The sequence below is a fragment of the Leifsonia sp. Root227 genome, assembly GCF_001428745.1.
Lineage (GTDB): Bacteria > Actinomycetota > Actinomycetes > Actinomycetales > Microbacteriaceae > Leifsonia.
Genome location: NZ_LMIO01000003.1, coordinates 344,450 through 365,419, shown reverse-complemented (window position 1 = coordinate 365,419; position 20,970 = coordinate 344,450). Strand labels below are relative to the sequence as shown.

At 69.0% G+C, this 20,970-nt stretch carries 18 protein-coding genes and 1 tRNA gene; 7 read left to right on the top strand and 12 right to left on the bottom strand.

Annotated features, from left to right (window positions below):
• Window positions 1–16: 16 nt before the first annotated feature.
• From ASE16_RS11815 to ASE16_RS11800, 4 genes are all read right to left on the bottom strand, one after another.
• Window positions 17–1,882, bottom strand: a complete 1,866-nt coding sequence (locus ASE16_RS11815) for a glycoside hydrolase family 35 protein (RefSeq protein ID WP_082581403.1) — start codon at window positions 1,880–1,882, stop codon at window positions 17–19.
• A 105-nt stretch (window positions 1,883–1,987) separates the two neighbouring features.
• On the bottom strand, window positions 1,988–3,334 hold the full coding sequence (locus ASE16_RS11810) for an ABC transporter substrate-binding protein (protein WP_055895141.1): 1,347 nt from the start codon (window positions 3,332–3,334) through the stop codon (window positions 1,988–1,990).
• 98 nt (window positions 3,335–3,432) lie between these two features.
• Entirely contained in the window at window positions 3,433–4,377 is a 945-nt protein-coding gene (locus ASE16_RS11805; protein WP_055895140.1) for a carbohydrate ABC transporter permease, read from the bottom strand.
• The gene (locus ASE16_RS11800) at window positions 4,377–5,294 is read right to left on the bottom strand and encodes a carbohydrate ABC transporter permease (RefSeq protein WP_055895138.1); all 918 of its coding nucleotides are present in this window, start codon (window positions 5,292–5,294) and stop codon (window positions 4,377–4,379) included. Before ASE16_RS11800 ends, ASE16_RS11805 begins: the two co-directional genes overlap by 1 nt.
• Before the next feature lie 150 nt (window positions 5,295–5,444).
• On the opposite strand from ASE16_RS11800, the gene ASE16_RS11795 reads away from it, so the two are divergent.
• Both ASE16_RS11795 and ASE16_RS11790 read left to right on the top strand, forming a co-directional pair.
• A complete protein-coding gene (locus ASE16_RS11795) occupies window positions 5,445–6,482 on the top strand; it encodes a LacI family DNA-binding transcriptional regulator (protein WP_055895136.1) in 1,038 nt (345 codons plus the stop codon).
• 119 nt (window positions 6,483–6,601) lie between these two features.
• Window positions 6,602–6,931 carry a YciI family protein gene (locus ASE16_RS11790; protein ID WP_055895133.1) on the top strand — a complete coding sequence of 110 codons (330 nt, stop codon included), beginning with the start codon at window positions 6,602–6,604 and terminating at the stop codon, window positions 6,929–6,931.
• 19 nt (window positions 6,932–6,950) lie between these two features.
• On the opposite strand, the gene ASE16_RS11785 is transcribed toward ASE16_RS11790, so the two are convergent.
• Both ASE16_RS11785 and ASE16_RS11780 read right to left on the bottom strand, forming a co-directional pair.
• The gene (locus ASE16_RS11785) at window positions 6,951–7,604 is read right to left on the bottom strand and encodes a response regulator (RefSeq protein ID WP_055895131.1); all 654 of its coding nucleotides are present in this window, start codon (window positions 7,602–7,604) and stop codon (window positions 6,951–6,953) included.
• Window positions 7,601–9,274 carry a sensor histidine kinase gene (locus ASE16_RS11780; protein ID WP_200949629.1) on the bottom strand — a complete coding sequence of 558 codons (1,674 nt, stop codon included), beginning with the start codon at window positions 9,272–9,274 and terminating at the stop codon, window positions 7,601–7,603. The genes ASE16_RS11785 and ASE16_RS11780 overlap by 4 nt, the downstream gene beginning before the upstream one ends.
• A 218-nt stretch (window positions 9,275–9,492) precedes the next feature.
• Here ASE16_RS11780 and ASE16_RS11775 point away from each other — a divergent pair, with 218 nt between their 5' ends.
• A complete protein-coding gene (locus ASE16_RS11775; RefSeq protein ID WP_082581470.1) occupies window positions 9,493–10,959 on the top strand; it encodes an SLC13 family permease in 1,467 nt (488 codons plus the stop codon).
• An 86-nt stretch (window positions 10,960–11,045) separates the two neighbouring features.
• A complete protein-coding gene (locus ASE16_RS11770; RefSeq protein WP_055895126.1) occupies window positions 11,046–11,423 on the top strand; it encodes a PLD nuclease N-terminal domain-containing protein in 378 nt (125 codons plus the stop codon).
• On the opposite strand, the gene ASE16_RS11765 is transcribed toward ASE16_RS11770, so the two are convergent.
• Entirely contained in the window at window positions 11,420–12,133 is a 714-nt protein-coding gene (locus tag ASE16_RS11765; RefSeq protein ID WP_055895123.1) for a GAF and ANTAR domain-containing protein, read from the bottom strand. The two genes, ASE16_RS11770 and ASE16_RS11765, sit on opposite strands and share 4 nt — an antisense overlap.
• Window positions 12,134–12,138: 5 nt before the next feature.
• Complete coding sequence (locus ASE16_RS11760) at window positions 12,139–12,813, bottom strand: GAF and ANTAR domain-containing protein (protein ID WP_055895121.1); 675 nt, start codon at window positions 12,811–12,813, stop codon at window positions 12,139–12,141.
• Window positions 12,814–12,952: 139 nt separating this feature from the next.
• Here ASE16_RS11760 and ASE16_RS11755 point away from each other — a divergent pair, with 139 nt between their 5' ends.
• Window positions 12,953–14,140: a MalY/PatB family protein gene (locus ASE16_RS11755; RefSeq protein WP_055895119.1), complete on the top strand. Its 1,188-nt coding sequence runs from the start codon at window positions 12,953–12,955 to the stop codon at window positions 14,138–14,140.
• Window positions 14,141–14,249: 109 nt separating this feature from the next.
• Here ASE16_RS11755 and ASE16_RS11750 read toward each other — a convergent pair whose 3' ends face one another.
• A complete protein-coding gene (locus tag ASE16_RS11750) occupies window positions 14,250–15,527 on the bottom strand; it encodes an O-acetylhomoserine aminocarboxypropyltransferase/cysteine synthase family protein (RefSeq protein ID WP_055895116.1) in 1,278 nt (425 codons plus the stop codon).
• 70 nt (window positions 15,528–15,597) lie between these two features.
• The gene (locus ASE16_RS11745; RefSeq protein ID WP_235500475.1) at window positions 15,598–16,383 is read right to left on the bottom strand and encodes a siderophore-interacting protein; all 786 of its coding nucleotides are present in this window, start codon (window positions 16,381–16,383) and stop codon (window positions 15,598–15,600) included.
• A gap of 219 nt (window positions 16,384–16,602) precedes the next feature.
• On the opposite strand from ASE16_RS11745, the gene nhaA reads away from it, so the two are divergent.
• Window positions 16,603–18,534: a Na+/H+ antiporter NhaA gene (gene nhaA / locus ASE16_RS11740; protein ID WP_055895112.1), complete on the top strand. Its 1,932-nt coding sequence runs from the start codon at window positions 16,603–16,605 to the stop codon at window positions 18,532–18,534.
• A gap of 3 nt (window positions 18,535–18,537) precedes the next feature.
• Here nhaA and ASE16_RS11735 read toward each other — a convergent pair.
• Together ASE16_RS11735 and ASE16_RS11730 are read right to left on the bottom strand one after the other, a co-directional pair.
• Window positions 18,538–18,610: transfer RNA gene (locus ASE16_RS11735), tRNA-Thr, on the bottom strand.
• A 56-nt stretch (window positions 18,611–18,666) separates the two neighbouring features.
• Window positions 18,667–19,572, bottom strand: a complete 906-nt coding sequence (locus ASE16_RS11730) for a DsbA family protein (protein ID WP_055895108.1) — start codon at window positions 19,570–19,572, stop codon at window positions 18,667–18,669.
• A gap of 283 nt (window positions 19,573–19,855) precedes the next feature.
• Between ASE16_RS11730 and ASE16_RS11725 the strand changes: the two genes are divergently transcribed.
• Window positions 19,856–20,950 (top strand): ABC transporter ATP-binding protein, encoded by a 1,095-nt coding sequence (locus ASE16_RS11725; RefSeq protein ID WP_055895106.1) that lies wholly within the window; start codon window positions 19,856–19,858, stop codon window positions 20,948–20,950.
• The last annotated feature ends 20 nt before the right edge of the window (window positions 20,951–20,970 follow it).

Below are 20,970 nucleotides of genomic sequence, written 5' to 3'. Positions count from 1 at the left end.
AGGCCTCCGCGTTCGGTTAGAGGTCGAGCGGGCCGAGCGACGGCTGCGCGACGAAGCGCACGGCGGAGTCGGTGGCGACCTCGAGCTCGAGGACCAGGATGCGGTTGCTGCCAGCCGTGAGGATCGGCGCAGGGACATAGAGGGTGTACTGGGGGCCGCGCGACCAGTAGCGGCCGAGGCAGAAGCCGTTGATCCAGACGGCGCCCTTGCCCCAGGTGCTGGTGTCGAGGAACAGGTCGGCGGGTTCGTCGATGTCGAAGGCGCCGGAAGCGAATACCGGGCCGGCGAGCGCCTCGACCCCGTCGCCGCGCACGGCCGCCAGCGCACGCTCGACAGCGTCGATCGCCGAGAGCGACGACACGTCGACCGTCTCGACCGTCCAGCCCGTCACCTCGCGCCCGTCCACCGCGACCGGCCCGATCAGCCCCTTCGCCTCTCCGATGCGCGTGCCGTAGTCGACACGGCCCTGGTTCTCGATCAGGATGCTCAGCTCACCGCCGCCTGGCAGCACGAGCGCGCGCTCCTTGTTCTCACGGGCCAGCTTGCCGACCGCAACGCCATCGATGGTCACCCACGCGCGGTCGCGCACCTCCCCGACCGTCAGCACGGCACCGGCTGCCGCGTCGATGGACGCGCGGTAGACCGCGAACGGCCCGTAGTGACCGAGCACATCCATCGTCGGCGGCTGCTCGGAGCGCACAGGCGCCGCGACGATCGCGTCGACGGCGTGCAGCGGGACAACAGCGTCGAGCTCACCGGACACGACAGGAGCGGCACCGGCAGCGGCGGGCACCTCATCCGGCACCGGCGCGTGCCGGGCGATCGTCTCCCTGAACGCCCAGTACTTGGCCGTCGGGTTGCCTGCCTCGTCGAGCGGGGCGTCGTAGTCGTAGCTCGTCACGATGGGCGTGTAGTGGCCCTTGTGATTGGCGCCGTTCGTGAAGCCGAAGTTGGTTCCGCCGTGGACCATGTAGAGGTTCACCGACGCGCCTGCCGCGAGCACTGCATCCAGTTCCGCCGCGGAATCCGCCGGCGACGTGATGTGGTGGTATTCGCCCCAGTGGTCGAACCAGCCGTTCCAGAACTCGGAGCACATCAGCGGCCCCGTCGGCTGGTGCTCCCGCAGCGTGGCAAGGCGCTCGACGGCGCGCGACCCGAACGACGCCGTGCGGTGCAGCTCCGGCAGGGAACCGTTCTCGAGCATCGAAGGTTGCGGCTGGTCGACCGTGGTCAGCGGCACGACGATCCCGGATGCGCGGGTCACGTCGACGAGCGCCCGCAGGTAGTCCTTATCGTCGCCGTACGCGCCGTACTCGTTCTCGATCTGCACGAGCACGACGGGCCCGCCGTTGTCGAGCTGGCGCGGGGCGACGATGGCGTACACCTCGCGCAGGTAGCGGCTGACGGCTGCGAGGTAGCGCGGTTCACTGCGCCGGATGCCGACGCCTGGCTCTGCGGTGAGCCAGGCAGGCAGGCCGCCGTTGACCCACTCGGCGCAGATGTACGGTCCAGGGCGGACGATCGCGCGCATCCCCTCGGCGGCGACGGCGTCGAGGAAGGCGCCGAGGTCGAGGCCGCCCTCCGCCGTCCACCTGCCATCGACGGGCTCGTGCAGGTTCCACGGCACGTACGTCTCGATGGTGTTGAGCCCCATCAGCCTGGCCTTGTGGATGCGGTCGGCCCACTGCCCCGGATGCACGCGGAAGTAGTGCAGAGCGCCCGAGATCACCTGGAACGGCTGACCGTCGAGCAGGAAGTCGTGCTCGCCGATCTCGAACCGGCCGGGCCGCCCGTGCGACGATTCGGCGCTCTCGACCGCGCTCCCGACCGCGCTCCCGGCCTTCGCATCCAGAATGCCGGTGTCTGCTGTCCCCGTTGTCATCGGTGCTGTCGTCTCCATCGTGTCCGTGTCCCTGCTGTGTCGTGGCTGCGGCCGGTCGCGCGTGGCGACCGGCCGCATCCACTGGTCGTGCGGTGTTGCGTCCTTCTACTTCGCCGTGACGGTGAAGCCCTGCTGGTCGCCGTAGTCGACCAGCGACTTCTGCCAGGCCTGCAGGCCGGCGTTCAGGTCGCTGTTGTTGGAGTACGCCTGGCCGACCGTGTCGCCGTAGATGCTGTTCGCGTACACCTGGAACGGCAGGTACTGGAACCCGGTCGAGACGTTCTTCGCGCCGTCGACGAGCACCTCGTTGATCTTCTGGCCGCCGAAGTAGTCGGGGGCAGAGGAGAGGAAGTCGCTCGCTTCGAGGTCCTTCGTGGTCGACGGGAAGCCGCCAGACTGCAGGAAGACCTTGATCGACGCGTCGCTGTTGTTCAGCCACTTGAGGAAGCCTGCTGCGAGCGCAGGGTTCTTGCTCTGCTTGAGCACGACCTGGCCGCCTCCTCCGTTCTCGGCGTTGGTGGGAGTGCCGTCGTAGGTCGGGATCGGGGCGACGCGCCACTGGCCTGCGCCGTCCTTCACGGACGACTCGAGCACGCCGGGCATCCACGCGCCGGTCACGAGGGTGGCGATGGAGCCGTTGCCGAGCGCCTTGAACCAGTCGTCGCTCCAGCCGGGAACCGCGGAGAGCAGCTTGTTCTCGACCAGCTTGTTCCAGGTGCTGGTCCACTTCTTGGTGCCGTCGTCCTGCAGGTTGATCGACACCTTCGTGCCGTCGACCTGGAACGGGCGTCCGCCCGCCTGCCAGATCATGCTGGTGGTGAAGCCGGAGTCGCCGGAGTCGCTGGTGATGTATGCGTTCGGGTCGGCCGCGTGCAGCTTGGTGGCCGCATCCACGTACTCGTCCCAGGTCTTCGGCACGGCGATGCCGTACTTGTCGAAGACCGTCTTGTTGTAGAACATCGCCATGGGGCCGGAGTCCTGCGGCAGGCCGACGAGCTGGCCGCCGACGTTGACAGAGCCCCACGGGCCCGGCGTGTAGTCGCTCTTGAGCTTGTCGAAGCCGTACTGCTTGAGGTCGACGAGCGCCTTGCCGAGGGCGAACTGCGGGATGGCGTAGTACTCGACCTGGGCGACGTCCGGCGCGCCGGAACCGGCCTTGATGGCGTTCTGCAGCTTGGTGTACTCGGTGGTGTTGGTGCCGGCGTTGACCAGCTTGACCTTCACCTTCGGGTACTGCTTCTCGAACGCGGCGACCTGAGCCTCCGCGGACGGCGTCCACGACCAGTACGTGATCGTGCCACCCGCCTTCAGGGCGGACTCGATGTCGGAGGAGCTGCCTCCGGATGCTGCGGTGCCTCCTGAGCAGGCGGCGAGCGACGCGCCGAGCACGGCACTGACGGCGATGGCCGTCGCGACGCGTCGAAGCACCGACGAACGCGAGATGCGCTTCATGGTGTTCCTTTCACTTCATTCACTTCATCGGGATGAGGGTGTGTGCTGGGCAGGACGCCCGTGGGAGGGGTGGTGCGGGTGCAAGCAGCGGTCTCCCGTCACTGCTTGACGCTTCCGGCGCTCAACCCCGACTGCCAGAACCGCTGCAGGAAGAGGAAGGCGATGACGATGGGCACGATGGTGAGCAGCGAGCCCGTGATGACGAGGTTGTAGATCGGCTGCGCTCCGACGCCGATGGCCTGGGCGCTCCACTGGCCGAGACCGACCGTGAGCGGATACCACTGCGGGTCGCTCAGCATGATCAGCGGCAGGAAGTAGTTGTTCCAGGTGGCGACGATGGCGAACAGCAGCACCGTGACGATGCCGGGGGCGAGCAGCCGCAGCGAGATCGTGAAGAAGGTGCGGAACTCGCCTGCGCCGTCCATCCTGGCGGCTTCGAGCAACTCGGTCGGGATCGCCTCGGACGCGTACGTCCAGACCAGATAGAGGCCGAACGGGCTCACCAGCGACGGCAGGATGACCGCCCAGGGCGTGTTGGTCAGGCCCACCTGGCTGAACATCAGGAAGGTCGGGACAGCGAGCGCTGTGCCAGGCACGGCAATGGCGCCGAGGACGATCGCGAAGACCGCGCGCTTTCCGGGGAACGTGTACTTCGCGAGACCGTAGCCCGCGACCGTCGCGAGCAGCGTCGCGCCTCCCGCCCCGACCACCACGTAGAGCAGCGTGTTGCCGAACCACTGCAGGAAGATCCCGTTGCGATAGCTGAGGGTGTCCGCGATGTTCTGGAACAGCGAGAATCCGTTGCCGAACCAGAGGCCGAACGAGGAGAACAGCTCCGGCTGCGTCTTGGTGGCGTTCACGATCAGCCAGACCAGCGGAACGATCGAGTAGATCGTGAAGATCACCATGACGATCGTGAGCACGATCGACCGGCGCTGGCGAGGGTTGCGGCGGCCGGAGCCGGCTCTGACAGGGCGGCGGGAGGCACCGGATGCGCGACGCGCCGGGGTGCGGACCTTGCGCTCGGGGGCGATGACGGCCATCAGGCGTTCTCCTTCCTCGAGCCGCGCAACTGCACGACGTAGGCGATCACCGCGGTGAGGACGCCCATGACGATCGCGACGGTGGCCGCGTAGTTGAATTGCTGACCGGCGAACGAGAGGTTGTATGCGTACATGTTCGGGGTGAAGTAGCTGGAGATCGCGTTCGGTGCGAGGGGCTTCAGCAGGTTGGGCTCGTTGAACAACTGGAAGCTGCCGATGATCGAGAAGATCGTCGCGATCACGATGGCGCCGCGCACGGCGGGGATCTTGATGCTGAACACGGTGCGGAACGCACCAGCCCCGTCGATCTCGGCCGCCTCGTACAGCTCGCCGGGGATGACCTTGAGCGCCGCGTAGAAGATGAGCATGTTGTAGCCCATGAACTCCCAGGTGACGATGTTGCCGATGGAGCCGAGGATCCAGGAGCCGTTGAGCGGGGCGAAGCTGGTGCCGAGCAGATCGTTGATGCTTGCCGTGAGGCCGAACTGGTCGCCATAGATGAAGCCCCAGATCAGGGCGGCGACGACGCCGGGAACCGCATACGGCAGGAAGATCGCGATGCGGAAGAACCCTGCTCCGTGCAGCCGGGCGCTGTCGAGGGCGAGCGCCGCGGTGAGCGAGAGCACGAGCATGATCGGCACCTGCACCACGAGGAAGGCGGTGACGCGGCCGAGGGACTCCCAGAACTTCGCATCGGTGAAGACGGCGATGTAGTTCTCGAGTCCGGCGAACACGGTGCCGCCGACGAGCTGCTCGCGGAACAGGCTGAGGTAGATCGCGTAGAGGACGGGGGCGATGATCATCGCCGCGAACACGACCATGAACGGCGCCACGAACGCCCAGCCGCGCCAGTCGCGACGGTGGCGTCGGCGTGGCGCGCTCAGGGCGGCGCTACGGGGTGCGGACGTCGTTGTCACAGGGACCTTCCTTGTCGTTGCAGCGATGTTTACGTCAACATCAGCGGGGCTACACTAACATGTTGACGTCAACATGGCGCAAGTCCTTCTTTCGGATCTGCCAGAGTTGACCCAGAGATCCGCACAGACGTTCCGGGAAAGGGCAGCGCGATGACCGAGCAGAACACCGCGCGCAGCCGCGCCAGACGCGGGCCGTCGCTCGCCGATGTCGCCGGGCACGCCGGGGTCTCCACGCAGACCGTCTCCCGCGTCGCCAACGGCCTCACCAACGTCGAGCCGGCCACCAGAGACCGCGTGCTGCACTCGATGCAGGCACTCGGCTACCGGCCCAACCGGGCAGCCCGCGCGCTGCGCTCCGGCCACTTCCGCAGCATCGGCGTCGTCATGTTCACACTGTCGTCGTACGGAAACATGCGCACGCTCGACGCCATCGCCGTCTCCGCCGCACGCGCCGGATACTCGATCAACCTCGTCCCCGTCGAGCACCCCACCCAGCAGGATGTGTCCGTCGCGTTCTCCCGGCTGCTCGAGCAGGCGGTCGACGGCATCATCATCGTCATCGAGGCGCACATCGTCGACAGGGCGGACGTCGAACTGCCTCCCGGCCTGTCCGTCGTCGTCATCGACTCGACGGCGCGCGCCGACTACCCGCAGGTCGACACCGATCAGGCCCAGGGCGCCAGGCTCGCCACCGAGCATCTGCTCGCCCTCGGCCACGAGACCGTGTGGCACATCTCCGGCCCTGCCGACTCGTACTCCGCCACCCGGCGAGCACAGTCCTGGCGCTCTGTGCTGGAGGAGGCGGGCAGACCGGTGCCTGAGCCGATGCTCGGCGACTGGTCGACCGCAGCCGGATACGAGCACGGCAAGACGATCGCCGCGCATCCGGAGATCACGGCCGTGTTCGCCGCGAACGACCAGATGGCGCTCGGCGTGCTGCGCGCCCTGCACGAGAACGGCCGCCGCGTGCCGGAGGACATCAGCGTGGTGGGCTTCGACGACATGGCGGAGTCCGACTCGTTCTGGCCGCCGCTGACCACGGTTCACCAGGAGTTCGAGGCGACGGGCCACCGCGCGGTCGAGCTGCTCATCGCGGAGATCGAGTCCCGCCCGGAGCCCGCCGCGGCCACAGTCCTTCCGACGCGGCTCGTCGTCCGCGCATCCACCGGACAGGCGCCGACGCGCTGAAACCGGGGCCCCTGGCCGATGGATTGTCTGGCCGGAGATTTGTTTCCGCTGCAGAATGTCGATGGCGTGCGTCCTCGTTCGACGTGGGGGTGAAGCGTTCGCAATCGAAAGGATGAACGATGAAGTACATGATGTTCGTTGTCACCGACTCCAACCGCGACACCGAGTCGGATGAATCGGATGTGAACCTCTGGGTCGACGAGCTCGACGCCAGCGGCAAGCGCATCATCGGCGAGGTCCTCGAGCCGCCGGCGAAGTCGACGATCGTGCGCGTGCGCGACGGCAAGCGCCACGTCACGGACGGCCCGTTCGCGGAGACCAAGGAGTGGATCTGCGGCTTCGACATCCTGGAGTGCGAGAACCTGGACGAGGCGATCGAGATCGCGTCCCGTCACCCGATGGCGCGCAACGGCCAGCTGGAGCTCCGCCCCTTCATGACCTGGGAGTGACGCAGCCGCGTCGCGGCGCTCAGGCGCGGCGGTAGCGGTGCTCAGGGCGGCCGGTGGTGCCGTAGCGCAGGGCGACCTCGACGAGGCCCCGGGCGGCGAGCGCCGCGAGGTAGCGCTGCGCCGTCGCCCGCGAGACTCCCGTGACGGCGGCGACGTCCGCCGCCGTCACCTCGCCGCCGTCGAGCTGGGCGAGCACGAGCTGCTCTGTCGCCGACCGCGACGACGAGGCGGCGGTCGTGTCGCCGGAGTGCAGGATGCGCAGTGCGCGCTCGACCGCTTCCTGGTCGGCTCCTCTGTCGTCGCGCAGCACGTTGCGGTAGCGCAGGTACGCGTCCAGCCTGTCGCCGAGCAGCCGGGCGTCGAACGGTTTGATGAGGTAGGTCAGCGCCCCGGATCGCAGCGCGCGGCGGATGGTCGCCCCGTCCGTCGCCGCGCTGATCACGAACGCGTCCGTGTCGAGCTCGGCGAGCAGCGCGAGGCCGTCGCCGTCCGGCAGGTAGACGTCGACCAGCACGAGGTCGGGCCTCTGGTCGCGCACGACGGCGCGCGCCGCGCGGGCGGTGTGCACCGCATCCAGCGCCGTGAAGCCGGGCCGGGCGGCCACCACGTCGCGGTGCAGGCCTGCGACGTGGAAGTCGTCGTCGACGACGAGAACGCGGATGTCGTCGCTCACGGGCGACCCCTTTCGATCGGTGGATGCGCTGACTCCGCCCGCATCGTGCCTGGCAGCCGCGCGCACAGCACCGCGCCACCGCCCGACCCCGCCGCCCCTCCCGCGTCCACCAGCCACACGTCTCCTCCTCGCCGCCTGGCGATGTCACGGCAGAGCGGGAGTCCGAACCCGTGCCCGTGGACGGCGTCGGCCGGCGCCGGCTGCCTGTCGTCTCCGCGTTCGAACAGCACGGCAGGGTTGGCGACGCCCCTGCCGGAGTCTCCGACCGTCAGGAACAGGTCCTCGCCGTCGTCCAGCAGCTCCACCTCCACCCAGCGGGGCTCGTCCCCGTCGACCGCGGCACTGATCGCGTTGTCGACCAGGTTGCCGAGCACGGTCGCCACGTCCTCCGGCTCTGCGACGGCGCCGGTGACCAGCGTCTCCGCCCCCAGCGTCAGCAGCACGCCGCGCTCCGCCGCCTCGATGCCCTTGGCCCCGAGCAGCGCCTGCAGGTACGGCTCCTGGATGCGGTCCGCGTGCTCCACTGGGAACTTGAGCGGACCGCGGGCGACCACGTCCGCGAGATAGCCGCGCGCATCCTGCACCCTGTCGGCGTCGATCAGCCCGGCGACGACGTGCACGCGGTTCGCGAACTCGTGCCGCTGCGCCCGCAGCGCGTTGGTCATGGTCGCGACGGCGTCGAGCCGTCTGGCCAGCGCGTCCAGGTCCGTCCTGTCGCGCAGCACGGCGACCGTGCCGAGGTCGCGTCCGCCGCGCTCGACCCTGCGCACGTCGACGTAGACCACGCGGCCGCCCGTGACGACGACGTCCTGCACGGCGGTGTCTCCCGTCGCCGACTCCAGTGACAGCGCGAGCGGCGCGGGCAGTCCGAGTTCGCGTACCGGTGAACCGATCGGATGCGCCAGCCCCAGCATCCGCGCCGCCCGCTCGTTGCAGACGCTCACCTCGCCGGCCGGGGTGATGGCGAGCACGCCCTCTCCGACCCCGTCGAGCACGGCGGCCTGGTCCTGCACGAGCGCACTCAGCTCCTCCGGCTGCAGTCCGATGGTCAACCGGGTGAGCCTGCGCCGGATGAGCACGGACGCGACCACCCCGATCGCGAGCGCGACCACGGCCGTCACCCCGATCCCGCCGAGCAGCGAGGGAAGCTCGGTGAACACGCTCGCGGCGGCAAAGCCGACGCTCACCTCCCCGACCGGCACGCGGCTGCCGACGCCTGGCGCGTAGACGGGCACCTTCGCGCGTGCCGACTCCCCCAAGGTCCCCGTCTCCCAGGCCACCGTCTCCCGCCCGGCCACGGCGTCCTCGAAGCTCGTGCTCACCCGCTCGCCCAGGCGGCTCTCGTCCGGGTGCGCGAGCCGGATGCCGTGGTCGTCCGTGATCACGACGAACAGCGCGCCTGTGCGGGTCCGCACCGCTTCGGCGAGCGGCTGCAACGGGCCGGCGGCGACGGCGGCGTTGGTCGGCGTGCCGGGGTCCTCGCTGAACTCGGCCACGGAGTCGCGCACCTCCACGTCCTCCGCGACCGTGCGGGCGATGGCCAGCGCGGACGACTCCGCCTCCCGCTGCAACTGCTGCACGCCGAGCACGGCGAACACACCGGCGCTCACCGCCACGACCGCGGAGACGGTCGCCAGCTGGAGGAGCAGCACATGGCTGGCGAACCGCATCCCGAAACTCCTTCGTGTCCCGTCCAGGCTAGGCGTCCGCACCGCAAGACGCCGAATGAGCAGAATGCGCAGAAGCCGGAGAATGCGCAGATCGTGCGGGAACGCGCGATACCCGGCCGCGCGCCGCATCCCCTCGTAGCGTGTCAGCGTCGCATCCGCTCGACAGCTCCATCCACTACGACAAAGGAGTCGGCGTGCTCGTCATCCTCGGATTCGCCATGATCCTCACCTTCATGGCACTCATCATGACCAAACGGCTGACGCCGATGGTCGCCCTCATCCTGGTGCCGACCATCTTCGGCCTGTTCGCCGGGGCAGGGCTCGGGCTCGGCGACATGATCATGAAGGCGATCGGCGGCCTCGCCCCGACCGCCGCTCTGCTGATGTTCGCGATCATGTTCTTCGGCATCATGATCAATGTCGGCCTGTTCGACCCGCTCATCCGGTTCATCGTGCGGTTCCTCGGGGACGACCCCGCGAAGGTCGTACTCGGCACGGCGGTGCTCGCCGGCGCCGTCTCCCTCGACGGCGACGGCTCGACCACGTTCATCATCACCACGTCGGCCATGCTGCCGATCTACCTCCGGCTCGGGATGAGCCCGGTCGTCCTCACCTGCGTCGCCGGGCTGGTCAACGGCACCCTCAACATCGTGCCGTGGGGCGGACCGACCGCACGAGCGGCCTCCGCGCTGAACGTCTCGCCGACCGACATCTTCGTGCCCATGCTGCCGTCGCTCGGGGTCGGCCTGGTCGTGGCGTTCGCCCTGGTGTGGATGCTCGGAGTCGGCGAGCGCCGCCGCCTCGGCACGCTGGCACTCGCCACCCCGATGCTGCGCGAGCCCGTCGCGGCCGGCGCCGGTGCTGGTGCCGGAACGGCCAGCTCCGGCAGCGCATCCACACGATTCTCGCTGTTCCAGGGCGGACGACTGGTGCGCGGCTCGCAGGCGGCGCCAGGCGCCCGCGGCGCGGTGGACACCACGGGAATCGTGACCGTCTCCGGTGCACGGCCGGACAACGGCGACACGGCGATGGCCGACACCATGCTCGACCCGAACCGCCCGTCGCTGCGGCCGAAGCTGGTCTGGGTCAACCTCGCGCTCACCGTCACCGTGATGGTGCTGCTCGTGCTCGACGTGCTGCCCCTCGCGTACATCTTCATGGTCGGAACGGCGCTCGCCCTCGTGATCAACTTCCCGAAGCTGCGCAGCCAGGCGGACGAGATCGTCGCGCACGCGCCCAGCATCGTCGGCGTCGTGTCGATGGTGCTCGCGGCCGGCGTCCTCGTCGGCGTGCTCAACGGCACCGGCATGGTCACCGCGATGGCCAACTGGGTGGTTCAGATCGTCCCGGCGTCGATGGGACCGTTTCTCGCGGTGATCACCGGACTGCTGTCCATCCCGATGACGTTCTTCATGTCGAACGACGCCTTCTACTTCGGCATCCTCCCGATCCTCTCGGAGACGGCCGCCAACTACGGCATCAGCCCCGTGGAGATGGCGCGGGCGTCGATCGTCGGCCAGCCCGTCCACCTGCAGAGCCCGCTCGTCCCCGCCATCCTGCTGCTGGTGTCACTGGCGAACGTGAACCTCGGCGACCACCACAAGAAGGTGCTCTGGCGGGCGCTCCTGGTTTCGCTGGTGATGCTCACCGTCGGGGTGGTGCTCGGCGCCATCCCGTTCGGCTGACGCCTGCGCGGGCCGGTCGATCACTCAGACGGTCGACCGGCGAGCAGCATGGCCCGGGGACACAGCATTCCCATAGGATCGGGGCCATGCTGCTCGTTCCGCTGCTCGCGCTCACGCTGTTCGTCTTCGCCCTGGTGGACATCATCCTGCGTCCGTCCGACCAGGTGCGGCACCTGCCGAAGCTGGTCTGGGTGTTCATCGTGATCCTGCTCCCGCTGATCGGAAGCATCCTGTGGTTCGCGCTCGGCAGGGAGTACGGGCCGCGCGAGCCGAGGCAGCGGCGCACCGTGGTGGTGCGGGAGGCCACGCCGCAGCGCGTCCAGCACGCGCGGACGCTCAGCACAGAGGAGCAGCTCGCCGCCGTCGAGAAGGAGATCGCATACCACGAGCGTCAGGAGCGCATCCGGCAGCTCGAGGAGGAAGTGCGACGCCGCAAGGACGCCACGGGAGACCCCGCCGTCTAGAGCACGAGCTCGCGCCGCACGATCTGCTGCGCCACCATCGTGAGCTGCATCCCGTTGCTGCGGGCATACGACCGGATGCGCGTGAACGCCTCGTCCACGGGGATGCGGTGCGAGTACGACACGACGCCCTTCGCCTGCTCGATGACCACCCTGCTGTCAAGCGCGTGCTGCAGCTGGTTGCGCACCACGTCACTCTCGGCGAGCGCCCTCTGCTGCATGATGCCGATCGTCGCCACGTCGGCCATCGCCTGCGCGGCAACCGTGTCGATCTCCGTCATCGAGCCCGTCTCGTCGCCGAACAGGTTGAGCGAGCCGATCGTCGCGCGCCGCAGCCTCAGCGGGAACGCGTGCACTGCGTGGAAGCCCTGCTCTGTCGCCTCCGCGTGGAACTGCGTCCAGGTGTCTGCGACGAGCGCCAGATCGGGCACCGCGACGGCCGAACCGCTCCGGTAGCACTCGACGCACGGTCCGCCGTCCGGCCCGAGCTGCATCAGCTCGATCAGGCCGCTGCGCTCGTCGGTGGAGGCGACGACGTGCAGCTCCCCTTCCCCGTCAGCGAGCAGGATGCCGGCCTGGCTGATACTCAGCAGCTCCTGGCAGCGCTCGACCAGCGTCTGCAGCAGATCGACGATGTCGTAGTCGGCCACCAGCGAGTCGGCGAGCACGGCGAACGTCTCCAGGATCCGGCCCTCGCGCGTAGTCTCCTGCATCGTCCCTACCTCTCGCCCTCTGCGGCGAAGTCCAGCCGCCACCCGAGGATGTCCTCGGCGACCTCGCGCATCGTCATGTCGTGCGCGAACGCGTGCGCGCGGATCACCAGCTCCGCGTCCTCCGGCGTCACCCCGAGCTGCGCGATGACGGCGCCCGTCGCCTGGTGGATGCGCCTGCGCGAGAACTCTCCGCCGTCTCCGTCCTCGCCCGGCTTCCTGTCGAGCCTGCCGAGCAGGTCGCGCAGCAGGAGCCGTCCGGCGTCTTCTGCGAGCTCCGCCGCCCGCTTGGTGTCCGCATCCCTGAGCCGGACGGGCTGGGAGCTGTAGAGGTCGATCACCCCGAGGTTGAGCGGCCCGATGGCGAGCGGAAAAGCGAACAGTGACGCCACGGGGAGCCCGGCCGCTGCGTGGGCGAACGACGGCCAGCCTGCTCCCGGCGCCCTACGAAGATCGGGGGTGAGCACAGGGCGCCTGGTGGCGAGCGCCTCCCAGCACGGGCCCTCGCGCAGGTCGAACTGCAGTTCGTCCAGGCGCGCGGCGACATCGTCGGTCGCGCACACGGTCTCCGGCGAGACCAGATCGCCGATGGTCGAGACGGCGGCGCCGGTCACCGGCAGCGCGCGGAGGAACGGTGCGCAGTATCCGGCATCGCCCACGGTGGCTCCTCGATCGTCGCTCACGTCGTCGCACCACCTTCCGTGTCCTTCCGCCATTGTCCCGCATCCCGTGGTGCGCGCGTCCAGGCTGGGGCACGGCAGTTTTGTTTCAGTTTTCGACAGCGCGTTGGCGCTCTGGACGATAGCCGAGGACAGTTGTCCCATGAGTGGCATTCACGCGCGACCTCTCGCCGACCTGCGCGAACGCAGGACCAGCATCAAGTGGCACCGGTTCCCCGCCGACGTCCTTCCGATGTCGGTTGCCGAGATGGACTTCGAGATCGCGCCGGCCGTCGCTCAGACCGCGATCGATCACCTGCTGCGCTCCGACACCGGATACCTCGACTCCCCCGGCCCGCTGGCAGAGGCGTTCGCCGAGTTCGCCTCCGGCGCGTGGGGCTGGCAGCTCGACGAGTCCAGGGTGCATCTCGCCACGGATGTGACGGTCGGCGTCCTGGAGACCCTGCGGCTCGCCGTTCCCGGCGTCGGCGGTCGCGTCGTGCTGACCCCGCCCGTGTACGCGCCGTTCTACGAGATGGTCGGCGAGGCCCGCGCAGAGGCCGTCGAGGTTCCGTTGCGCGAGGACGCAGGCTGGTCGCTCGACCTTCCCGCGATCGAGCGCGCCTTCGCCTCCGGGGTGGATGCGTTCCTCCTCTGCAACCCGCACAACCCCACCGGCCGTTCGCACGACAGGGAGAGCCTCGCGGAGCTCGCGCGCCTCGCAGCGCAGTACGACGTCCTTGTGGTGAGCGACGAGGTGCACGCCCCGCTCGCGCATCCAGGCTCTCCGTTCACACCCTTCGCTGTGGCGTGTACCGGGGCGGGGGTCCGCTCCGTCACCGTGACCTCCGCCAGCAAAGGCTGGAACCTCGCAGCCCTCAAGTGCGCCGTCGCCGTCGCGAACGACGCAGACTCCGCCGCGATGCTCACCCGGTTCCCGGAAGAGCTCGCCGCCCGCACCAGCATCATCGGCCTGCACGCCAACATCGCCGCATACGAGGCGCAGACCTGGCTGCACCAGACCATCGACCGCATCACGGACAACTACCGCCTGCTCGTCGGCGAGCTGAGCATCCACCTGCCGGAGGTCCGCGTGGTGGAGCCGGATGCCGGTTACCTGGTCTGGCTGGACTTCCGCGCCATCGGCCTCGGCGACGACCCTGCCGCGACCCTGCTGGCCGATGCACGGGTCGCCCTCAACTCCGGCCCCACCTTCGGCCAGGGCGGCCACGGCTTCGCCCGGATGAACATCGCCTGCGACCCCGCCACCATCACCGAGGCGGTCCGCCGCATCGCCACCCTCGTCCACGCCCGCAGCACCCAGTCAGCGCGCACGTCCGTCCCAGCCTGACGCCGAGCTCCGCTCCGCCGGCTCCGCTCCGCAGGAGATTCGGCCCGCCCGCCCCGTTTTCTCCGTCTGAACGGAGCTACCGACGACGTGTCGGCCGAGTTCTCCTTCGTTAGCCCGCGGCCACCAGGCCGCGCTCCAGGTCTTCGATCACGTCGCGCACGCTCTCCAGCCCGATCGACAACCGGACGAGCCCCGGCGTGATCCCCGCGTCGAGCCGCTCCTGCTCGGTGAGCTTGGCGTGGATCGTGCTGCCCAGGTGGATCGCGAGCGTGCGAACGTCGCCGATGTGCGTCATCGGGCTGACCAGCTCCAGCGCGTCGATGAACCGGCGCGCCGCCGGCCGCCCGCCTGCCAGGTCGATGCTGACGATCGACCCTGGCCCGAGCGGCAGGTACTTCCGCGCGCGCTCGTGGAACGGGCTGGCGGCGAGGCCGGGGTAGTGCACAGCCGCCAGCTCCGGCCGCCCATCCAGCCACTCCGCGATGGCCTGTGCGTTCTGCACGTGCCTGTCCATCCGCAGCGACAGCGTCTCGACGCCGTGCAGCAGCAGGAAGCTGCTCGTCGGCGGAACGGTCGGCCCGTACTCCAGCACCGTCACGGTGCGCAGATAGGCGAGGTACGCCCCGGCGCCGAAGCGCTCCACGAACGACGGGACACCCGGCCTCGGCGCATCCACCAGATGAGGGAAGCGCTCGGCGTTGGCGGCCCAGTCGAACCGGCCGCCGTCGATCACGGCACCGCCGATCACGGCCCCGTGCCCCGCCAGCCATTTGGAGGTGGAGTGCACCACGATGTCCGCTCCCCACTCGATGGGGCGACAGAGGTAGGGCGTCGCCACCGTGCTGTCCACCACGAGCGGCACGCCTGCGCTGTGCGCGATCCCCGCGAGCCGCTCCAGGTCGACGACCTGGTTGAGCGGGTTCGGGATGGTCTCGGTGTAGATCGCGCGCGTGCGGTCGGTGACGCGCGCCGCCCACTCCGCCTCGTCGGCGTCGTCCGGCACGTACTCCACGTCGAGCCCCTGCCGCTGCAGCGCGCCGCGGAACATCTCCCGCGTTCCTTCGTACAGCGACGACGTGGCCAGGATGTGATCGCCGGCCCGCGCGAGCGAGAACAGCGCTGCGGCGATGGCGGCCTGCCCGCTGGAGACGACGATGCCGTCGACTCCGCCCTCCAGGTCGGCGAGCCTGCGCCCTGCGACCGCGTTCGTCGGGTTCTCGTTGCGGGAGTACGCCCGCATCGCGCTGCGCCCGGCGAAGCGCTCCTCTCCGTCGTCGAAGTCCGAGAAGACGTAGCCGGCGGTCTGGTAGATCGGCGTCACCCGCGCACTGGTCTGCGCATCCACGACGGCGCCGGCGTGGATCTGCCTGGTCTCGAAGTCAGCCATGGAGCAACTGTACGAACCGCGGAACGGATGCGCGTACCTTCGCGCAACATTCGGTCGTACGGGAACCGGCTCAGTCCGGGTCGCTCGGGTCCACCGGCGCGTGGTGGTCGAGGGCGACCACGCCGCGCTTCCAGTACCCGCTGGCCACGACCTGCTCCTGCGGTAGCCCCAGCTCGCGCCGCAGGTAGTGCCGCAACGGGATGAGCGTGCCTGCCTCGCCTGCGAGGAACACGAACGTGTCCTCGCCGATCGGCCCCAGCGCGCGCAGGGCGACCTCGACAGGGGATGCGCCACTCGGGTCGCTCGAGCCGCTCGCCCTGCTCAGCCACCGCGCATCCACCCGGCCTGCGACGGCGGCGGGCAGGTAGGCGGACACGCTGTCGTCGGCCACGTCGAACAGCGCCGTCACCGGCACGGAGGGGCCGACGGCGTCCAGCCACTTGCTCGCGGCTGGCAACGCCGTCTCGTCGGCGACCAGGATCAGCCGGCCGATGCCCTCCGGGGCGAGCTGCGATCCGCGCGGTCCGCCGATGGCGACCACGTCGCCCGGCGTCGCTCTGACCGCCCACGCAGAGGCCGGCCCTTCGTCGCCGTGAAGCACGAAGTCGATGTCGAGCTCTGCCGGGTCCCCGTCCGCCGCGGGGCGGAAGGCGAGCGGCGTGTAATCCCGCGCGATCGGCGTGCCGCTCTCCGGCGGACGGATGCCCTCCGGTGTCACGGTCGGCACCACGAGCATCCCGGACTGCTGGTCGGGGAAGAACACCTTGACGTGGTCGGCCGGTCCTGCACTTGCGAAGCCGTCGAGATCCTTCCCGCCGAAGGTCACACGGACGATCGACGGGACGATTCTGCTCACACGGCGGACGGTGACGTGGCGGACGGCGAACTCGTGCCGAAGGCGCTGACGAGCGAAGGTCATCTCCTGAGACTCCAGTCGACGGGGGGCGAACTGTTGATGAGGCCAACCTAACCTAGCCGACCTGCGACACCTTTCAGGCCACGCAGCGCAGCGATCGACCGAGGCCGATTCCACCGAAAACCCCACAGCCACCGCCGCGCGGTCCAGAATGTCTCCATGACCAGCTTGACCGTGATCGAGCGGTCGCCAGACCCCGACCTTCCCGAGTCAGGTGCCCGCCGTCCTTCCATCGCAGAGCGCATCCGCAATCTGGGCCAGAATCGGATCGGCGCTCTTCTCCTGCTCCTGGCGACCGTCGTCGCGATCGTCTGGGCGAACGTGTCGTCCAGCTCGTACGACGCGCTGTGGGAGACGCACTTCACCGTCGGCGTGCAGGACATCCACCTGGACTTCACGCTGCACGCGCTCGTCAACGACGCGCTCATGGCGATCTTCTTCTTCACGGTCGGGCTGGAGGTGCGGCGCGAGTTCGCGATCGGCGAGCTGACGAGCTGGTCGCGCGCCGTGATCCCCGTGGTCGCCGCTGTCGCAGGACTCGTGATGCCAGCGCTCCTGTTCGTGCTGATCAGCGCCGGGTCGGGTCAGGAGCACGCCTGGGGTGTCGTCATCTCCACCGACACGGCGTTCCTGGTCGGTGCGCTCGCGCTCGTCGGGCCGCACGCGCCTGGCAGGCTCCGCGTCTTCCTCCTGGCACTCGCGGTCGTCGACGACATCGGCGCCCTCAGCATCATCGCCCTCGTGTACACCGAGAACTTCAACCCGCTGCCGCTCATCGTGGCGGCGGTGTGCCTGGTCGGCGTCTACTTCACCCGCTACCTGCGCGGCGGGCGCGGGCCGGTGTATGCGACGCTCGCCGTCATCGTCTGGTTCTCGTTCCTGGCGTCCGGCGTGCATCCCACCCTTGCCGGCGTCGCCATCGCCCTGCTGGTGCCGGTGTACCGCCCGAACCGCCGCGATGTGGAGCACGCCCTCGACCTCGCCAGGACGTTCCGGCAGTCGCCGAACACCGAGTACGCCAGGGCGGCGGCGAACAGCCTCCGCGAGTCGATCTCGATCAACGAGCGCCTCCAGTCCGCGTATGCGCCATACGTCGCGTACGTGATCCTGCCGCTGTTCGCCCTCGCGAACGCCGGCGTGCAGCTCAGCGGGGACATCCTCGCCGCCGCCGTCACCTCACCGGTGAGCTGGGGCATCCTGATCGGCCTGGTCGGCGGCAAGTTCATCGGCGTGTTCGGGTCGAGTGCGCTCCTGCGCGCCTTCCGGATCGGCGACTTCGGAGCCGGTCTCTCACTCGACAGGGTGGCGGGCGGGGCCGCGCTGTGCGGCATCGGCTTCACGATCTCGCTGTTCATCATCGACCTCGCCATCGACGACCCCGGCGTCCAGAACGAGGCCCGCGTGGCCGTGCTGACCGCATCCGTCGTCGCGTTCCTGCTCTCCACGCTCATCTTCCGCATCTCGGATGCCCGCCACCCAGGCAAGGAGAGCGGCCGGGTCCTCGCGCGCCCTGTCGACCCGCGCCGCGACCACATCTACGGCAGGGCGGACGCTCCATACACGCTGGTGGAGTACGGCGACTTCCAGTGCGGCTTCTGCCTGAAGGCCACCGGCTCGGTCGAGGAGGTCAGGCGCGAGATCGGCGACCAGCTCCGCTATGTCTGGCGTCACGCCCCGCTCACGCGCTACCACCCGAACGCGCAGGCGGCGGCGGAGGCCTCGGAGGCCGCGTCCCTCCAGGGCCGCTTCTTCGACTTCGAGCGCAGCCTTTTCGCCGACCAGGAGCACCAGCTCCCGTCCGACATCATGAGACGCGCCACCGACCTGGGCCTCGACGTCGAACGCTTCGAGTCCGACCTGAACTCCGCCGAGGTCGCCGCCCGCGTCCGCGACGACATGCTGGATGCGGAGGCGATGGACATCACCGCGGTGCCGACGTTCTTCGTCAACGGCCGCCGCCACATCGGGCCATACGACGCGCAGACCCTGATCCGCGCCTTGGAAGCGACGGCGCCGGGCGCGACGACTCCGCCCGCGACAGCTTCGAACCAGACGGCACCGGATGCGCGCGGCTCGTCCACGCCCCACTGAGAGAGCCGGCCACGGGACTCGAACCCGTAACCCCCGCTTTACAAGAGCGGTGCGCTACCAATTGCGCCAGGCCGGCAGTCGACGGTCGCCCGTCGTCGGCACCATCCTAAGGGATTGCGCCTGTCCGCTCCGTCAGCCTGCGCTGGGGCTCGGCGTCGGGGTCGCGGTCGACGAGTACTGGTCGCCCTGCGCCTGCAGCACGAACGCTTTGAAGTCGGCCGCGCTGGTGAGCGAACCGGTGTACTGCTTGCCGTTGACCAGCACCAGCAGCGCGTTCGTCATCTTCTTGACCGTCGAGTTCGGGATGGGTCCGCTCAGTGCGCGGTCGCTCGCCGTCGTCGCCCAGGTCTTGAAGCGGCCGTCGTCGATGCACGACGAGATCTCGCTCGTCTTGCCGGCGCCTGCAGCACTCACGCGCTTCTTGATCTGTGTGTCGGTGAGACCCGGGCCGCCCTCCTTGGGCTGGCTCATGAACATCGTGGCGTTGAACTTCCAGAACGCGTTCGGCGAGTAGTTCGCCACGCACGCTGCCGCGTTTGCGGCACGCAGCGAGTACTTGGTCCCTGCCGAGTGGCTGGTGTAGATCGCGACGGGGTGCACCTCCATCGTCACAGCGCCGTTCTTGACGAGCGGTTCGAGCTGCTTGAGGTTGGTGCGCTGGAAGTCGCCGCAGAGCTCGCACAGGTAGTCCGCATACACGCGGATGTCGACCACACTGCCGCTGGGGTCTGGGGTGGATGGGATCGGCTTGGCGTCGGCCGCGAGCGCCGGGGTGGGCGTCACCTTGAGGCCGGAGCCGATCAGCACGCCGTCGCTCGCCATGTTCTTCGGGCCGGGGACGGTGGGCCGGATCGCACTCACGATGATGAGCGCAACGACCGTCACGACAGCGAGCACGCCGATCACGATTCCGCCGGTCAGGAGCGTCTTGTTCCTGCGATCCTTCCGCTGCTGCGTCGTGCGCAGCTGGCGGGCCTTCTCCCTGGCTGCCTCGCGCCGCTCGTTCGCAGGGCGGCTGTCGTCGGGACCGTCGGTCATGGATGTCACTTTCAGGGGGATCGCTAGGGGGTACTGCGCTTCGGGTGCAGTGTTCGGCTTCGCGTACGCTGCACGCAACCGGACGATCGTAATTCGGCAGTCTGGGAATCGCCCAGACGCCGGCTGAACGCGCGCGGAGCCCGGGGGTTCGCGCGTGGTCACGACGCCGTCGCCGATGTCATACTATGGGGTCGTGGCACCGTCGCCTCAGGATGACAGTTCCACCTACCCATTCACAACGGATCGTCCGGCACGTACCTGCCGGTGAAGGAGTAAGAAAGAAATGGCGTCAGTCACCTATGACAAGGCAACCCGTCTGTACCCGGGTTCCAACCGCCCTGCAGTGGATGCACTCGACCTCGAGATCGCCGATGGCGAATTCCTCGTTCTGGTCGGCCCCTCCGGCTGCGGCAAGTCCACCTCGCTGCGAATGCTCGCCGGCCTCGAAGAGGTCAACGACGGCAACATCTTCATCGGCGAGCGCAACGTCACCGACGTTCCGCCGAAGGACCGCGACATCGCGATGGTGTTCCAGAACTACGCTCTCTACCCGCACATGACCGTCGCAGAGAACATGGGCTTCGCGCTCAAGATCGCCGGCGTCAACAAGGACGAGCGCGCATCCCGTGTGCTCGAGGCCGCCAAGCTGCTCGACCTGGAGCCATACCTCGGCCGCAAGCCGAAGGCGCTCTCCGGTGGTCAGCGTCAGCGCGTCGCGATGGGCCGCGCGATCGTCCGCAGCCCTCAGGTGTTCCTCATGGACGAGCCGCTGTCCAACCTCGACGCCAAGCTCCGCGTCCAGACCCGCACGCAGATCGCGTCGCTCACCCGTCGCCTCGGCGTCACCACGGTCTACGTCACCCACGACCAGACCGAGGCGCTGACCATGGGCGACCGCATCGCGGTCCTCAAGGACGGCGTCCTGCAGCAGGTCGGCACCCCGCGCGACCTGTACGCGCAGCCGAACAACGTGTTCGTCGCCGGCTTCATCGGAAGCCCGGCCATGAACCTGTTCTCGGCTGACGTCACCGACGGCGGTGTCAAGTTCGGCACCTCGGTCGTCCCGATCGAGCGCGAGGTCCTCGCGAACGCCGGTTCGGCCGTCACCATCGGTGTCCGCCCGGAGGACGTCGTCGTCTCCACCGCAGAGAACACCGGCCTCAAGGTCACGGTGGACCTGGTCGAGGAGCTCGGCGCCGACGGCTACCTCTACGGTCACTCGGAGATCGACGGCAAGCGCACCGACATCGTCGGCCGTGTCGACGGTCGTATGCACCCCAACGCGGGCGACACCGTCTACATCACCCCGAAGCCCGGCCACGTCCACGCGTTCCACGCGGAAAGCGGCGAGCGCCTCGGCGGTGCGGTCGTCGACTGAGGTCGTAACGCAACCTGACA

Excerpts from the sequence above, each read along its gene's own strand:
- ASE16_RS11815 (WP_082581403.1), bottom strand. The coding sequence starts at position 1,882 with ATGACAACGGGGACAGCAGACACCGGCATTCTGGATGCGAAGGCCGGG.
- ASE16_RS11810 (WP_055895141.1), bottom strand. The coding sequence starts at position 3,334 with ATGAAGCGCATCTCGCGTTCGTCGGTGCTTCGACGCGTCGCGACGGCC.
- ASE16_RS11805 (WP_055895140.1), bottom strand. The coding sequence starts at position 4,377 with ATGGCCGTCATCGCCCCCGAGCGCAAGGTCCGCACCCCGGCGCGTCGC.
- ASE16_RS11795 (WP_055895136.1), top strand. The coding sequence starts at position 5,445 with ATGACCGAGCAGAACACCGCGCGCAGCCGCGCCAGACGCGGGCCGTCG.
- ASE16_RS11790 (WP_055895133.1), top strand. The coding sequence starts at position 6,602 with ATGAAGTACATGATGTTCGTTGTCACCGACTCCAACCGCGACACCGAG.
- ASE16_RS11780 (WP_200949629.1), bottom strand. The coding sequence starts at position 9,274 with ATGCGGTTCGCCAGCCATGTGCTGCTCCTCCAGCTGGCGACCGTCTCC.
- ASE16_RS11775 (WP_082581470.1), top strand. The coding sequence starts at position 9,493 with ATGATCCTCACCTTCATGGCACTCATCATGACCAAACGGCTGACGCCG.
- ASE16_RS11770 (WP_055895126.1), top strand. The coding sequence starts at position 11,046 with ATGCTGCTCGTTCCGCTGCTCGCGCTCACGCTGTTCGTCTTCGCCCTG.
- ASE16_RS11765 (WP_055895123.1), bottom strand. The coding sequence starts at position 12,133 with ATGCAGGAGACTACGCGCGAGGGCCGGATCCTGGAGACGTTCGCCGTG.
- ASE16_RS11755 (WP_055895119.1), top strand. The coding sequence starts at position 12,953 with ATGAGTGGCATTCACGCGCGACCTCTCGCCGACCTGCGCGAACGCAGG.
- ASE16_RS11750 (WP_055895116.1), bottom strand. The coding sequence starts at position 15,527 with ATGGCTGACTTCGAGACCAGGCAGATCCACGCCGGCGCCGTCGTGGAT.
- nhaA (WP_055895112.1), top strand. The coding sequence starts at position 16,603 with ATGACCAGCTTGACCGTGATCGAGCGGTCGCCAGACCCCGACCTTCCC.
- ASE16_RS11730 (WP_055895108.1), bottom strand. The coding sequence starts at position 19,572 with ATGACCGACGGTCCCGACGACAGCCGCCCTGCGAACGAGCGGCGCGAG.
- ASE16_RS11725 (WP_055895106.1), top strand. The coding sequence starts at position 19,856 with ATGGCGTCAGTCACCTATGACAAGGCAACCCGTCTGTACCCGGGTTCC.